This is a genomic window from Laspinema sp. D2d (genome assembly GCF_025370755.1).
Taxonomy (GTDB): Bacteria; Cyanobacteriota; Cyanobacteriia; order Cyanobacteriales; family Laspinemataceae; genus Laspinema.
The window spans coordinates 73,211-87,599 of record NZ_JAMXFC010000027.1; the positions used below are offsets into that span (position 1 = coordinate 73,211).

Genomic DNA, 14,389 nt, shown 5'->3' on the forward strand with positions numbered 1-14,389 from the left:
AGAATGGTTTGCATCTCCCAGTTCGCTAGATATAATAACTTACTCAGGAGATGTAGTGAGGATTCTAACCCGGTCAATACCGGACTGACTCAGGAAGAAAAATGTGAACTGGGGTATAGCCTCCCTCAACAACTGCCCAGCTTGAGCCTGCACTGGTCCCTTACAGAGGCTTTTTAAATAAAAATCAGAGAAAAGGGTAGGTTACGCTTGATGGGGACAAAACTTCCACCTTTCCCGATGAGAACATGATATCGTTCAAGCCAGTCTTAAGATTATGTTAATAAACTAAGGCTTATAAACCGTGGGAGGGTGCTGATGGCAACGGAGCCATTCAAGCCCCTGTTAACCGCTATGGCTGTACTATCCGCAAACAAAACATTTTCATTATGAGAAATTGGGTGAAACCGCAAATATTTTCTTGGCTACTCCCAACGGCAACTGCCGTGTTGCTACTATCCGCTCCCGCGCAAGCTGCCCGACTCGAATATTGGCGTTTTGATACGGCTCAAAACCGACTGCACTTTACCACTGCCGGGGGGGTTCAACCCAAAGCGCAATTAATTGCCAATCCCACACGCCTGGTGATTGATTTGCCCGGGACTACCCTGGATCGACAGGCCGTAACTCAGCCCGTGGGCAGTTCAGGATTTGAGTCCATTCGGGTAGGACAGTTTGAGTCAGACATTACTCGATTAGTGATTGAATTAAGCCCTGGTTATACCCTAGATCCGCAACAGGTGCAGTTCCGGGGACTCTCTCCCACGGAATGGACGGTTGACTTACCCACACCCCAACGAATTGGGGCGGCATCGAGTGGATCTGCGGCCCTACCGACTCAATCCAGCAGTGGAGTTCAAATTGAAAATGTTCAGGTGACGCCGGATGGATTTTTTATCCGGACCCGAGGAGGGCAGCCGCAAGTCAAAATGGAGCGGAGTAGCGATCGCTCCTTATATGTAGATATCCCCGGGGCCACCATTTCCCCCAATATGGGGTCCCGAGACCAATTGCTCGATCGCCACGGTGTCGCTCGCATGAGTGTCCGACCCCTAGACGGGTCAACTCCGGGAGTGCGCGTGACGTTCGTCTTATCGGATACTAACTCGGATTGGCAGGTCACCGCCAGCAACTTGGGTGGCGTGGTGGTTTTACCCGGTCCTCAAGGTTCCCGAGTCGGGTCCGGGTCTGTGGCAATGGCCCAGAATCCCAGTAGCGATCGCCAAGTCACCATTGAAGGCATTGAACTGCAACAAGATGGGTCCCAACTTTTAATCAAATCCAATCAACCCTTCACCTACACCAGCGAATGGGACCGCGCTTCCGGAGCCTATCGCATTGTGATTCCTTCGGCCCAGTTAGGCAATGGGGTCCAACCTCCCCAGTCTACGAATCGGGGTGCTTTTTTATGGGTGAAGTTGCAGCAAGAAGACCCCCAAACTGTGGCAATTCTGGTACAACCCGCAGCTGGAGTGCGGATTGGACCTCTAACCCAACCCAGTCCCCAATTGCTCTCGGTTAGCTTACAACGTCCCGGTAACGTCGCCGCCGGTCCTAATTCCAGTACCTCAATTCCCACCGCACCAGGACCGATGAGTTATCCCACGCCCTCGCCGATGCGATCGCGCGATGGCAGACGAGTTGTTGTCATCGATCCGGGACATGGCGGCGGGGACCCTGGTGCCGTTGGCATTGGCGGACTCCAAGAAAAGGGAGTCGTTATGGACATTTCCCAACAGGTCGCTAGACTTTTAGAACAAAATGGCGTCCAAGTTGTCATGACTCGTCAGGATGACCGGGAAATCGATTTAGCGCCTCGGGTTCAACTGGCTAACCGGGTCAATGCAGATATTTTTGTCAGCATTCACGCCAATGCGATTGATATGAGTCGTCCGGATGTGAATGGTATCGAGACTTATTATTATGCCAGTGGTCAGCGTTTGGCCCAAACCCTTCATAACAGCCTTGTACAAGGGACGGGCGCTCGCGATCGCCGGGTACGGCAATCGAGATTCTATGTCTTGCGCCATACCTCCATGCCTGCGGTATTACTGGAAGTCGGGTTTGTCACGGGTGCAGAAGATGCCCCTCGACTGGCAAATGCTGCCTACCGGACCCAATTAGCCCAGGCGATCGCCCAGGGTGTTCTACAATACCTGCAAAATCCTTAGTCCGCCTCTTGATCGGAAATATTTCTGAAAAATTCCCGAATTTTGGCTGCTAAGTGCTGATTTTTAACCCATACACTTCTCGCAAATCAACCACCCGTGTCTAACTTTTTTGAGTCTGACCTGCGTCCCTTGCATGACGATTGTCCAGGACAAAGCGATGGGTTTGTCCGTAATACTGGCTCTTCTGACTATCTATCCAGTGCCAGTGCGGGTTCCCCCCCCTATACCTCCGAGACTAATGGCAACAACCAACGCCCTAGAATAGGGGTTTTTGATAGTGGTCTGGGGGGCCTGACTGTCTTGCGAGAACTCTACCGCCAGCTACCCCAGGAATCCATTCTTTATTTTGGGGATACCGCTCGTCTTCCTTATGGCACCCGCTCTCAAGCAGAAATTGTCCAATTTGTGCGCGAGATTCTCTACTGGATGATGACAGAGAATGTCAAAATGGTCATTATGGCCTGTAATACCAGTTCCGCTCTGGCCCTGGAAATGGTGCAAGCGGAGTTTCCAGTACCCATGTTGGGGGTAATTTTACCCGGTGCTCGGGCAGCGGTCAATCAAGGTCGCCGCATTGGGGTGATTGCGACCCCGGCAACAGCGGCAAGTAATGCCTATCGCCGTGCGATTCAAGAAATGAGTCCAGAGTCGCGGGTTTGGCAAGTGGGTTGTCCGGAGTTCGTCCCTTTAATTGAAGGCAACTTGATTAATGACCCTTATACGATGGAGGTGGCCCGGGAATATTTAGCCCCTCTACAAGAGCAGCAAATCGATACGTTGGTTTATGGCTGCACTCACTATCCCCTTTTAGCGCCAGTTTTCAAGAGTATTTTGCCGAGTTCGGTCCAGTTGGTAGATCCGGCTGTTCATGTGGTGGCAGCAGCGGCCCGGGAGTTGGAGATGTTAGGGCTAAGAGAAACTCGTCCGGCACTCCCGACTCGATTTACGGTGAGTGGTTGTGCTCAAGAGTTTGCTCAACGGGCGGTACACTTACTGGGATGTACTCCAGTGGTAGAAAAGGTATGTTTACCTGTGTTAGAAGGTCAACCTTTGCCGGTGGAACCTTGATTAACAGGCTGTGCCAAACTGCGCTGAGTATTCAGGCGGCCTGTTGTCCGATACAAATGGGGTTTGGGCCGTCTTTAGTTTATCAAGTTTGGGGTTATGGCTCTTAGGTTCTGGGGTCTCAATGAGGCGATCGCCCCAGGGCGAGTGATTTTAAGGGAAAGAGAATTTCTGAGTCATCACTGGAGTAGTAGAGCGATCGCCACTCCGCTTGAGGGCGATCGCTCTGCTACTGGAATATTGTTCCTGCATCTGAATCCCACAGGAACAGTCTGTCAAGGTCTCGAACTGGAACCTTTGGCGTGTCGCCCTGCCAAACTCAAGAGCAAATAGATGGTTAACAAATAACCTGTTGCCAGAACGGGAATAATCAGAGGCATATCAGTGTAAGTCATAGTACGGCCAGAAATGAAAGCGCAGGAGTCGTCAAGGAAAATAGTCATAGAAATTTTGTCAGCACTTTCAAGCACCATTGGCTTCAAAATACTGGCATGGCCCTTAGAGGACCCAATATAGTGGCTCGCTGAAAACCCCTTTCTTAATCTTGAGGACCTGTAGAGACTTCCCCGAACCCTTCCCGTTACATCTGTAACCTTCAAAGCTGGAAATACATCCCTTCCAAAAGATCTCTATCGTTCTGGGTTTTCAATAGATCCCAGGGATCCCGAGCCCATGAAACAGTGTAAATGGGAGTGGTGAATGCCAAAACCAATACCATCGGTCTTGCGGTGACCGAAAAAACCCACTCTAGGTTTTTCAGGTTTCTGGCTACTCCTTGCTTTCCCAAAGCAACAAGCTGCTTGGGAGCGAACAAAATACAAGAAGCGATCATCAAAGAAAATCCAGACTGAAAGCCACCCGCCTTGGGTTTACTCAACGTAACCCACTCTGGGTTTTTTTCTCATCCAATCATCTAGTCTACATCCCAAGCGCCAAGTGACCTAGGAGAAGTTCTGAATCTTTAGATCAGTCACCTAGTTAACAATCTGTTACTTGAACACTATTTTTGGAGGCAAACCATATTAGGTAGCGTTGCTACACCTATGGATGGAATCTTTAAATTCTTACTTTCTACCCTAACACAAGCAGGTTAAGTTTTCCAGGGTTTTCGCAACTTTATTTAACAATTCTTTAAAAATAGGCCAAGACATCGGTCCGATGAGCTTTTCAGGATATTTTTATGAGAAAAGTGTCGGATCAGGAGAGGCTTCGCTTAGAATAGATGTAAAATTTCGTAACTTTACGTCTGAGTCGGCCTATCCATGACCTCAACCACCTCCCTATTTTCCCCGGTTGAAGCAGACCTGCGGTTGTTAACCGAGAACCTGAAACAGCTAGTTGGTGCCCGTCACCCCATTTTGTTCGCTGCGGCGGAGTACCTTTTTGGGGCCAAGGGAAAACGGATGAGGCCAGCAATCGTGCTGTTGCTCTCGCGGGCCCTGGCACCCGATGGAGATATCACCCCTCGTCATCGCCGATTAGCAGAAATCACGGAAATGATCCACACCGCCAGCTTAGTCCATGATGATGTTGTGGACGAATCGGAACTCCGCCGAGGAGTGCCGACGGTTCATAGTCGATTTGGCAATCGTGTCGCGGTGTTAGCTGGGGATTTCCTGTTTGCTCAATCGAGCTGGTATTTAGCCAATTTAGATAACCTAGAAGTCGTCAAATTGCTCTCGGAAGTGATTATGAATCTAGCCGAGGGAGAGATTCAGCAAGGGCTGAATCGATTTGATAGCAGTTTAGGGATTGAAGCTTACCTAGAAAAAAGCTACTATAAAACCGCCTCCTTAATTGCCAACAGTTCTAAAGCGGCGGGTATATTAAGTGAGGTAGATGAAGAGTTAGCCGAAAACTTCTATCAATATGGACGCCAGATTGGTCTCGCGTTTCAAATTGTGGATGATATCTTAGATTTCACGGGTTCGACAGATGTTTTGGGAAAAAATGCAGGTTCGGACCTCAGCAGCGGCAATCTGACGGCACCGACGTTATATGCGTTGGAAGAGAAACCCTATTTAGAGGTTTTAATTGAGCGGGAGTTTGCTGAAGAGGAGGATTTAGCCGAGGCGATCGCCTTGATTAAAGACTCAAATGGTATCCCTCGCGCTAGAGAACTGGCGGCTTTCCATGCGCGGGATGCGGTCAAGCACTTAGAGGGGCTGCCCCCGGGGGAATGTCATCAAGCCTTGGTAAATTTAGCGGATTATGTCCTAAGTCGCTTGTATTAGCAATGAGCGTTCAGCCGGTCGGTTGGATCCAGTGGTAGCGCAATCGCACCGAACATGAACCGTTAATAGTCCGTTGAGGGTGTTGAGGGTTCTGAGGCGATCGCACTCGATGGCTCTAATCTTCAACGGGCGCGATCGCGCTTAACCCTTTTTAAAGGAAATTGCGATCGCCATTTAAAGTTGCTCAATTTCCCGCCGCTATTTCGGAAGCTCTGCTACGGCAGTGGTACCGAAACCCAGAAACAAAACAGGAAGTTTACCAGCCCAGGTCAAGTGCTTAGGCCCTTGACCGAATGAACCCGGAGCGTTTTTCTGGAATAGATCCATCGATGGGATGGAAATATTCACCCGACAACCGATTGAACAAAGCGGTTGCCGGGTTAATTAGAGTGCTAAACCGAAAGAAAACCCGACCGAGGGCCAATCCAATTCTCCTGACCATTCTGGTCCGCCAGACTAACCCTTTGCTCTGTCGCTACTGCTCCAGACTGTTCAGGGGAGAGTGCCTCCAAAAGGGCTAACCTGACCACACCGGGACTCCCCCCCGGATCAGAATTAGGCCAGATCCGGCGGGACCGGGCGAGATTTCAGCGGATTAGACTGGAGTTGCAGATGTTGTTGTAACTGCGCCTGTATCAGGGCTTGAAGGTCCTGACGGCGGACCTCCGTACCGGCGGAAACATCTCCTGATTTTTCAAAAAAAACCACACTATCGAGGGTATCAATTGCCACCATCTGAAATAAAATATGAATGACCGGGACCGGCACAGCAACTGCTTGTGAATCCTTGGGAGCATAAGCACCATTGCTGGCGTCTTTAACTGAAGGAAAAGCATAAATTACCTGTTTCTCAAGATCCGGTTGAGCGCGATTGCGTAACGCCGTCACCATCCAACGTTGATTAAGAGTTTGCAGGATATAATACTGGGAATGGCGCAATTGTAAAGCCAGTTGCTTCAACGCTGGCGCGATCGCAGCCACGATACCAGGAGTTTGACCATCTTGGGGTGCATTGTCAATCAGAAGCTGAACTTGTCGATCTAAATTCATTGTTAAATAGGTCGAGCTTTCTATCATCCATTTAAGTTTAGCTGTAGTCATCCCTAGCTGGAACTAGGGGGTTGATACTTAACAAAACCACCATGATGGGAAAAATCGAGGGGCGCGTGGAAGAAGATATTTTTCAACTTCTATTTACAGAACTCCAGCAAAATACCCGTTCTTCTGACCAAAAATGCCGGGAAGTCGCCGATCGCATTGCGGCAGAAGTTAACCGGATTTGCCAAGAAAGTCAAAGAATTAAAGCATCAGGAGAAGAAGAAAAGTGGAGAGTTACTTTATCGCGACATCGCTTACAACAATGTCTATTTTATTATAATTTTGGGGCGCGAGGGGGGAGAGTTGAATTACACAGTACCCTCAGTGCGATGGTTTATCGCTACATCACGCCGCCTCAAATCCAGTCGAGTTATCAAGCTCGCTTGAACTTGATCGAAGATTTTCTCCAAGGATTTTATGTGGAATCCTTAAATGCATTTCGACGGGAAGCACAACTGGAGGGGACCTTTTCCCCAACCACCTTGTTAGAACTGTCGGAATATATGGCATTTACCGAACGGTATGCTAAACGGCGGATTCCTCTATCGGGAGGGCGATCGCAACAACTGCTAATTTTGCGAGCACAAACCTTTTCCCAACAGCAACCGCCAGAAACAACCGTCGATATGGAACAGGCTGCCGAAGGGTCTTCCCTAGATTCAGACCAAACCTGGAATGACTCTTCAGTGCAGCAAGTGCGAAATGCGATGGTTGATCGCGATCTAGAACCTGCTGATGATTCCTTACGCGAAACCGTCATTAAAGAAGTGTTGGCTTACTTGCAAGAGAGGGGACAAAATGACTGTGCAGACTATTTTATTTTGCGATTGCAAGATTTACCCACCAATGAAATCGAAGAAATTTTAGGCGTGACTCCCCGACAGCGGGATTACTTACAGCAGCGCTTTAAATATCATTTGATTCGATTTGCCCTCTCTCACCGCTGGGAATTGGTCCATGAATGGTTAGAAGCCGATTTAGAGCGAAACTTAGGGTTAACCCCGGAACGGTGGCAACAATTTCAAGACAGCCTAGAAGCTTCCCAACGGAAATTACTCCAATTAAAGCAACAAGGCGCAAAAGATTCCGACATTGCCAAACTCTTAGAATGTACAGTGAACCAAGTGCAGAAACGGTGGTTTAGACTACTAGAAGCCGCATGGCATCTTCGCAACGAGCGTGATTCCGGAAATAATGCATCTACAGATGAATAGGGGGGTAAGACATGGATAGGGACGAGCAAGTTTTTCAAAATCTTGCCAACTCAGAGGCTATTCAAGAGCGAATTCTCGGGTGGCTGTTTCAACTCTCTCAGCCAGACCCGAGGCCGCAAATGGAAGAGCTAACCAGTCCGGAAACACCTCCGGGACCAGACTTCACCAACCGTTTAGATCAGAATAACTTAGACCCTCTCGATTCTGAATCATTGGAATCAATCGAGCGATCGCCTTCACTGGAGGGTGAATCGGAAGCAGGGTTTACCGAACTGGACGAGGCAGTGAGTCTCAAAGGAGAGCAACCACTTAAACCAGGAGAGATACCTGCCGTGCAAGATCGTTTTTACACACTTGTGAAACGCCGACTGGAAACTGAAATTCAACATCATCCCCCCCTATTTCCCTGGGAAAATGAACTGTTGGATTACGAACCTGACTATTTAGATTTTCCGGAAGAGAAAAAAGTTCCGGCTTTTGATTGGTTGACCCAGTTGCCTTTGTTGAGTTTGCCCGTTACTCTCCCAGCGACTGTCCTCACCCAACTTTTAGAAGAATGTCGAGTTCTGATCCAATCTTCTTTGCAAGATGGCGCTAAATTAGTCCGTGCCGTAGAAGGATTATTTCCCGATCGCCGTCCTCAACTACATCAGTTAGCAGGATGGGCCCTGGCGATGTCTCCAACCCGTGGATCGAGTGCCGAGGCGCTCAATCCCCTAGCCAGTGGAACCGTCGATTTTCCCCCCACCTACGAAGGAGCCAGCACGGATCAGCAAATGGTTCTCTGCTTACTGGCTGCCCGAGAAATTATGGGGACCTTGACCTTAAGTGTCAGTGCCTCGGGAGGACCCGTCGAACGACAATGGCTCACCAGTGCCGGTATGTTGAGCATTCGCGTGGAATGTGTGGGGAAACCGATTCACGACGCCTCTAAACCTACTCAATCCCTAGGCTGCCTCCGAGTTCGGGGTGAACTCCCCTCTGGTGGAACCTTACAAATACGCGGGGGTGAGGCTCAATCTACCACCTCTCGTCCCAATGCCGGATGTTTGCACGTTGAACTGTTTGAACCCCGCCCGGACTGCTCTTATCTATTAGAAGTGCGTTTTCATAACGAATACCATAACGCCCTGACCTTTGTGGTGCGTCTGTCCTAGAACGGGTAACGGCAGCATTCATCCGTTCTATAGAGTAAATTAGGAAGGAATAAAGACACTCTTTCGCTCTTTTATCCTTCATCACTATGTTTAACTCGTCAGGGATTCGGCATCTGTCCCTTATTCCCATCTGGCGCAGGATCCGACAGCAAATCGAGTCAAGCAAACCTCCGACTCCAGAGGACTCGTTGATCCTGCGGGTGCTGGTGCAGGCCCTTGTAGTCGTCGGGATTATTGCAACGGATGTGGCGGCAGGGACGACGATGAGCCTTTGGGCAGTCCCCTTGAGCATTCTGGGAGCCACCTGGAGTTGGTATCGCCGCCGCGATCGCAATATTGCCCTTAAATTTTTGCTTGCAATTGGGATGCTTGTGTCCCTCGGTGCGTTTTTTGGGCGCTTAATTGAGGCACTCAACGATACCCGTGTGGTTCTGGCTGAACTCTTGATTCAAGTTCAGATTCTCCATAGTTTTGACCTCCCCCGGCGCTCAGATTTGGGCTATTCGATGGTCATCGGATTGATCCTGTTGGGGGTAGCGGGAACCGTTAGCCAAACTTTAGCCTTTGCCCCGTTATTATTAATCTTTTTGGCGATCGCCTTGCCGACGTTGGTCTTGGATTATCGATCGCGCCTGGGACTGAAACCGGAGAAACGTCCCACTGGACCCCGGAAAAAAAAGAAAATCGACTATTCCCAACTGAGTTTTTACGGTCTCCTGTTTGCGCTGGTTCTGGCGATTGGACTGGTCATTTTTGCCGTCATGCCGCGCTTTCCTGGCTATCAATTACAGACCTTTCCCGTGAGTTCTCCCATTGAAATTCCCGGAGATTTAGATGGCCGTCAAATTGTCAATCCGGGCTATGGCAACGGCGAAGGAGACGGGACTGGGGGAGATGGCACCGATGGGCCCGGAGAGATTGATGAGACTTTTTATTATGGCTTCAATAACCGGATGAACCAAAATCTCCGGGGCGAAATGAAACCCAAAGTCGTGATGCGGGTGCGATCGCAAACTGAGGGATTTTGGCGCGTCTTGGCGTTTGACCGCTATACCGGCAAAGGCTGGGAAATCGGTCGCAATGAAGAGGCAACCACCCTGCGCCGTCCCAGTTGGTCCTATCAATTTCAGGTTCCCATCGACCGGACCCGACTCGGGAGAACTGAGGAGATCGTTCAAAGTTATACGGCAGTTTCAGATTTACCGAATATTATTCCGGCCCTGTATGAGCCGAAAGCACTTTATTTTCCCACGGAACAGGTGACGTTCGATACGGAAGGCAGTCTGCGATCGCCCTTGGGTTTGGTGGAAGGACTAACTTACACCGTGATTTCAGAAGTTCCGTACCGCGATCGCACTGCCCTTTCTCAAGCCCCCACAACCTATTCTAAGGCGATTCGCAATTATTACTTGCAAGTCCCTCCAGAAATCAGCGATCGCGTGCGCCAACATACGGAGAAAATTTTAGCAGGCGCACCCAATCCTTTACCCTCCCCCTACGAAAAAGCCCTCTACCTGGCTCAATATCTCAAACAAAACTACAGCATTCCCAACGACCCCTTTGGTCTGCCTTTTTTAGGACCCGAGGATGATTTGGTTGAGACGTTTCTGTTCCAGCAACAGGGAGGCTATCCGGACCACTTTTCCACTGTCTATACCGTGATGTTGCGTTCCATTGGAATTCCCTCCCGGTTAGTCGTAGGGTTTGCACCGGGAGAGTTTAATCCCTTTACCGGACTTTATGTGGTTCGCAATACCGATGCCTATGCCATGACGGAGGTATATTTTCCCGAACATGGGTGGTTTGCCTTTGATCCAATTCCCGGGCATGAAATTATTCCCCCATCCATTCAAGAATATCAGCCCTTTAGCGTGTTGCGGATGTTGTGGCGGTGGGTTGCCGGGTGGCTGCCTTCTCCGGTGACGGGATTTTTGCAAGCCGTATTTTCTATTCTCGGCGGTTGGCTGGTGGGTAGCGTTGTCTGGCTATTGCGACTATTCACTGGAGGCTGGGTGGGCCTATTTGCCGGGGCAATCTTACTGACGGGTTTAGCATTTCTAGCCTGGTTAGCTTGGAACGGTTTCCGACAGTGGCGTTATCGTCGGTTCTTAGCAAAAATGCCCCCAGTGGCACGACTGTATCAGCAAATGCTGGATACGTTAGGACAGCAAGGATATCGCAAACATCCGGCACAAACTCCATTCGAGTATGCGAGAGAGTTGCACCAACATCAACCCCAAACTGACGCATCTGCAGTCGATGAAATTTCTCACGCTTATGTGAGTTGGCGGTATGGCGGCAGTGAACCAAATCTTCCTCTTCTTCAGCAACGCTTGGAAGAGTTGAAAAAGCGATCGCAACTTCGGCGAAAGTAGGACGGATTAGGTTGAGATCCGTGAGGACAAAAACCCGGATTTTGTTTAACAATAAACCGTGACGTCCTCACCACATTCATCCGCTAAATAGCATAATGCTCGAAAGCGCAGCCCTACAAACTGCTCATAAAAGGGGTTAAGTTTACACAGGGGCGGAATGTGAAATAAGACGCGACCACAGACTTTGATATCCCGTTCAAATGGACATTGGGCGGGAATCAATTTGCACAAGCTATGGGCCATTTGGCGATCGCGAACTTCTAGGCGATCGAGCCACTGTTTGAGTGGGCCTAATGGCTGGAAAAATTGCCAGTGTGGAGGCATGGGAACCTTAGATTGATCGCTTTGTTGGGTCGCTTTGTTAGAAAGCTCTATCCAAGTGATGCGAATTAGATGCTGTATGGTATAATCTAATACATTCATCTGGTTTCCTCTGTTGTTACGAGCGGGTGCTAAGTCAGCACTTGCATGGACATTACAGCCTCTTATGGGGTCAACCCGGATGGCTCTCAATCTATTGACTGATCCGCAAGAGGTTTAGGTTTCCCAAGCGGACGGTCGAATGCAGACTTTAGGTTCTATTCTTTAAATCTTCTCCAGTTTCTGTGAAAATGGAATGGACTCCTATCACCCGAATGAATAATCCCTATCACCCTTGGGTTGCGATCGCGATCGCTCTAATTTAAGCTTTTTTGCTCTAGGCTAACTTCCTGGGCTAGTCTAAATCGGGAATAAGCCCTAAAAACTGAATCTCTCTCAAGTCCCAAAGTGCTTATTTTTAGCATAAAATTTTGAAATTGCCCTAAGTTTGACTCAAGCATACGGGACCCTATACAGGAAGTCTTCCGGAATTGAATGCTCGATCAAGCAGGGAAGGAGCAAATTTAGCCAATTGGGTCACAAGAATTGAAAAGCGTTCTATAGAACAACAATTTAAACCCCTTATTGTCTCTATCCTTTAATTTTGACAAAAAAATACTTTGTTTTTTGATGACTCTCTCTAACAAGAGTGGTAAATGGAGGTAAGCTATCTTGATTTAATTCAAAACATAGCCTGATATTTATGAAATTTACAGACTGTCATTCGACCTAAAATAACAACCCTTTGAAACAATCAGGATGAAAGATATCCGGATAGAGAGGAATAGCCGACAACCTTTATAAAATCCCCCCTAAGAATGATGAAAAAATTCACGGAAGGCTGGGAAAATAAAACCTAGAGTTCTGGCACTATTTGCCAGTCAGCCCAAAGCCCTGTGATGCCTTTAGGGGCTGATTAGATTTCTCAAAAAAGTCCCAATCAAGGCATCGGTTTATTAACCTTAAGACAAACTTTATGAAAACGGTTAACTTGTCGATTTTACGAACAGTGGGAGTTTTTGCAGTCGGGGGGCTTTTAGTTGGGTTCATGCCTCTTGCTACACCGGGTCCCAAAAATGTGATGAATCCAGGAGACTCAATCCAGTCACAAGCTGGAAAATTAACGGGTTATGTAGAGATCCTATTTACGGAACCCGGAGACCCCTGCATTCAGAGTCAAGAAAGATATCTCCATCCCGGGACGAAAGTGTTCATTCAAAATAGCGATCGCCAGTCCATCGCTACGGGAGTGTTAGGCGTAGGGACCCCACAACCTCTACAAGCTGGTTTTTCTAAAATGACCTGTAAGTTTCCTCTGGTGGTAGAAAATATACCCGAGCTTCAGAACTATATTATTAAGTTAGAAGGTGGGGAAGAATTTCCTTATTCTCGTAAGCAGTTTGAGCAAAAAAACTGGCAGGTAGAATTAACTCTGTTTAGATAAAAATGGGTCATATGTCCGGTAAATTTTCCGGGTTTTGTCTATCCCTGGGAGATTGCGATCGCGATCGCAATCTCCCAGGGATAATCTTCACATTCGGGTTAGACGACGATCGCCTTTGAGAGCAACAAATAGATTTATAGTAAGAACAGATATCCGAATTGATCCTCGAAGGTAAAATCAGCATGAACCCAGAAGATTCACCCAAAGTTGATAACCCAGACGATAAATCCTCTTCTCCTAGGTATCCGGAATCAAACTTAGGGCCAGACGAGTCAGAATCAGTGGAAGAACTGAATGCCATTGCTAAAGCGCTGATGGTCAATCTCCTGTGGTCTCAGGTGGGGCTAATGGATGAAAAAAATCCGTAAGTTTTTATTTACTCAAGAAAAATTCACGGCATCAATGCAGGAGGATTTAAAAGCCTGGGAATTTCAGTTCGATATTGGTAAAAGGCTGAATTTATCCAGAACTTAGAGTTTGTAAAAACGCGATTAACAAATTTCGTTAATCGCGTCTTTTTTTTAGAGAGTCCATCAAAATTAGGGCAACCGATGGATAGACTTTCTTCCAACCGTCACTTATTTAGGGTTTGCTGAAAAAGTTATAAAAAGCAGGGGGTGGCAAATGAACAAGAGGCTCCTCTGACTGTACCAATAAACATGGCTTTACTTCGATTCTTTAATTCATAGCTAAAATTAATGCTTCGGCATAAAATTATAATATTTTGGAAAAATTGACACAAAAAAAGACAGTAAAACTGCCTGAGCAGTTTGACCAGATTGAGGACTAAAAACGTAAGATTAATGGAGGTTTCCGAAGTCTTAGATAGTTTAGACATGACTCGATTCAGACTGAATCTTCTTTTACCCTGTCCAAATTTCCCTTCAATTTCGTTGCGAATACGCTCGTCTTCTTGCGCTTGTTTTTTATCTTGAAGGCTGACTTAGGTTCGCGGTCTCCCTAATGGAGGACCACTCAGCCTAATTTCTTTTTCTTTACACCAAGCTCGATTGACTCGGGTGCGATAAATTTTATCAGCGTGAACCGATTCCGGGTAAAATCCCGTCAATTCTTTGTACGCCTCTACTTGACTAATAAAATCTCCACTTTCATTATAATTTTCCCAACTAATTTTTTCGAGCAATACATATCCTTCTACACAACTGACTGATAATTTGGCCCCGAATTCCGTAGGACTTCCTGATTTACCTCGGACGATTGGACGGACATGAGGTTGTGTTAAACTGACAATCCGATGGTCGATTCTTTTTTGA

Annotated in this window: 12 protein-coding genes and 1 pseudogene; 9 read left to right on the top strand and 4 right to left on the bottom strand. The window is 47.9% G+C overall.

The annotated features are described in order from the left end of the window. The first annotated feature begins 398 nt into the window (after positions 1 to 398). The 4 genes from NG796_RS17850 to sds all read left to right on the top strand — a co-directional run bounded on the left by NG796_RS17850 (position 399) and on the right by sds (position 5,467). The gene (locus NG796_RS17850; protein ID WP_317619323.1) at positions 399 to 2,168 is read left to right on the top strand and encodes an N-acetylmuramoyl-L-alanine amidase; all 1,770 of its coding nucleotides are present in this window, start codon (positions 399 to 401) and stop codon (positions 2,166 to 2,168) included. A 261-nt stretch (positions 2,169 to 2,429) separates the two neighbouring features. Continuing rightward, positions 2,430 to 3,236 carry a glutamate racemase gene (gene murI / locus NG796_RS17855; protein WP_261208242.1) on the top strand — a complete coding sequence of 269 codons (807 nt, stop codon included), beginning with the start codon at positions 2,430 to 2,432 and terminating at the stop codon, positions 3,234 to 3,236. A gap of 96 nt (positions 3,237 to 3,332) precedes the next feature. Then, entirely contained in the window at positions 3,333 to 3,566 is a 234-nt protein-coding gene (locus tag NG796_RS17860; RefSeq protein WP_261208233.1) for a hypothetical protein, read from the top strand. Between the two features lie 929 nt (positions 3,567 to 4,495). After that, entirely contained in the window at positions 4,496 to 5,467 is a 972-nt protein-coding gene (sds, locus tag NG796_RS17865) for a solanesyl diphosphate synthase (protein WP_261208234.1), read from the top strand. Here sds and NG796_RS17870 read toward each other — a convergent pair. Both NG796_RS17870 and NG796_RS17875 read right to left on the bottom strand, forming a co-directional pair. Further along, positions 5,450 to 5,593 carry a hypothetical protein gene (locus tag NG796_RS17870; RefSeq protein ID WP_261208235.1) on the bottom strand — a complete coding sequence of 48 codons (144 nt, stop codon included), beginning with the start codon at positions 5,591 to 5,593 and terminating at the stop codon, positions 5,450 to 5,452. The genes sds and NG796_RS17870 overlap by 18 nt on opposite strands. A gap of 429 nt (positions 5,594 to 6,022) precedes the next feature. Further along, entirely contained in the window at positions 6,023 to 6,517 is a 495-nt protein-coding gene (locus NG796_RS17875) for a hypothetical protein (protein ID WP_261208236.1), read from the bottom strand. Positions 6,518 to 6,609: 92 nt separating this feature from the next. On the opposite strand from NG796_RS17875, the gene hetZ reads away from it, so the two are divergent. The 3 genes from hetZ (at position 6,610) to NG796_RS17890 (ending at position 11,311) form a co-directional block, all read left to right on the top strand. Continuing rightward, positions 6,610 to 7,779 carry a heterocyst differentiation protein HetZ gene (gene hetZ, locus NG796_RS17880; protein WP_261208243.1) on the top strand — a complete coding sequence of 390 codons (1,170 nt, stop codon included), beginning with the start codon at positions 6,610 to 6,612 and terminating at the stop codon, positions 7,777 to 7,779. An 11-nt stretch (positions 7,780 to 7,790) separates the two neighbouring features. Continuing rightward, on the top strand, positions 7,791 to 8,936 hold the full coding sequence (locus tag NG796_RS17885; protein ID WP_261208237.1) for a hypothetical protein: 1,146 nt from the start codon (positions 7,791 to 7,793) through the stop codon (positions 8,934 to 8,936). Positions 8,937 to 9,022: 86 nt separating this feature from the next. Then, positions 9,023 to 11,311, top strand: a complete 2,289-nt coding sequence (locus tag NG796_RS17890; protein ID WP_261208238.1) for a DUF3488 and DUF4129 domain-containing transglutaminase family protein — start codon at positions 9,023 to 9,025, stop codon at positions 11,309 to 11,311. Positions 11,312 to 11,356: 45 nt separating this feature from the next. On the opposite strand, the gene NG796_RS17895 is transcribed toward NG796_RS17890, so the two are convergent. Further along, entirely contained in the window at positions 11,357 to 11,734 is a 378-nt protein-coding gene (locus NG796_RS17895) for a Mo-dependent nitrogenase C-terminal domain-containing protein (RefSeq protein ID WP_261208239.1), read from the bottom strand. Between the two features lie 913 nt (positions 11,735 to 12,647). Here NG796_RS17895 and NG796_RS17900 point away from each other — a divergent pair. Both NG796_RS17900 and NG796_RS17905 read left to right on the top strand, forming a co-directional pair. Beyond that, positions 12,648 to 13,115: a hypothetical protein gene (locus NG796_RS17900; protein WP_261208240.1), complete on the top strand. Its 468-nt coding sequence runs from the start codon at positions 12,648 to 12,650 to the stop codon at positions 13,113 to 13,115. Between the two features lie 182 nt (positions 13,116 to 13,297). Then, positions 13,298 to 13,483 (top strand): hypothetical protein, encoded by a 186-nt coding sequence (locus tag NG796_RS17905; RefSeq protein ID WP_261208241.1) that lies wholly within the window; start codon positions 13,298 to 13,300, stop codon positions 13,481 to 13,483. Between the two features lie 233 nt (positions 13,484 to 13,716). Here the strand turns inward: NG796_RS17905 and NG796_RS17910 are convergent. After that, positions 13,717 to 14,389 (bottom strand): annotated as a pseudogene (locus NG796_RS17910) (transposase); the annotation flags it as partial.

What these genes read in the sequence shown, in the direction of transcription:
- NG796_RS17860 (WP_261208233.1), top strand. Translation starts at nt 3,333, where the DNA reads ATGGCTCTTAGGTTCTGGGGTCTCAATGAGGCGATCGCCCCAGGGCGA.
- sds (WP_261208234.1), top strand. Translation starts at nt 4,496, where the DNA reads ATGACCTCAACCACCTCCCTATTTTCCCCGGTTGAAGCAGACCTGCGG.
- NG796_RS17875 (WP_261208236.1), bottom strand. Translation starts at nt 6,517, where the DNA reads ATGAATTTAGATCGACAAGTTCAGCTTCTGATTGACAATGCACCCCAA.
- hetZ (WP_261208243.1), top strand. Translation starts at nt 6,610, where the DNA reads ATGATGGGAAAAATCGAGGGGCGCGTGGAAGAAGATATTTTTCAACTT.
- NG796_RS17885 (WP_261208237.1), top strand. Translation starts at nt 7,791, where the DNA reads ATGGATAGGGACGAGCAAGTTTTTCAAAATCTTGCCAACTCAGAGGCT.
- NG796_RS17890 (WP_261208238.1), top strand. Translation starts at nt 9,023, where the DNA reads ATGTTTAACTCGTCAGGGATTCGGCATCTGTCCCTTATTCCCATCTGG.
- NG796_RS17895 (WP_261208239.1), bottom strand. Translation starts at nt 11,734, where the DNA reads ATGAATGTATTAGATTATACCATACAGCATCTAATTCGCATCACTTGG.
- NG796_RS17900 (WP_261208240.1), top strand. Translation starts at nt 12,648, where the DNA reads ATGAAAACGGTTAACTTGTCGATTTTACGAACAGTGGGAGTTTTTGCA.
- NG796_RS17905 (WP_261208241.1), top strand. Translation starts at nt 13,298, where the DNA reads ATGAACCCAGAAGATTCACCCAAAGTTGATAACCCAGACGATAAATCC.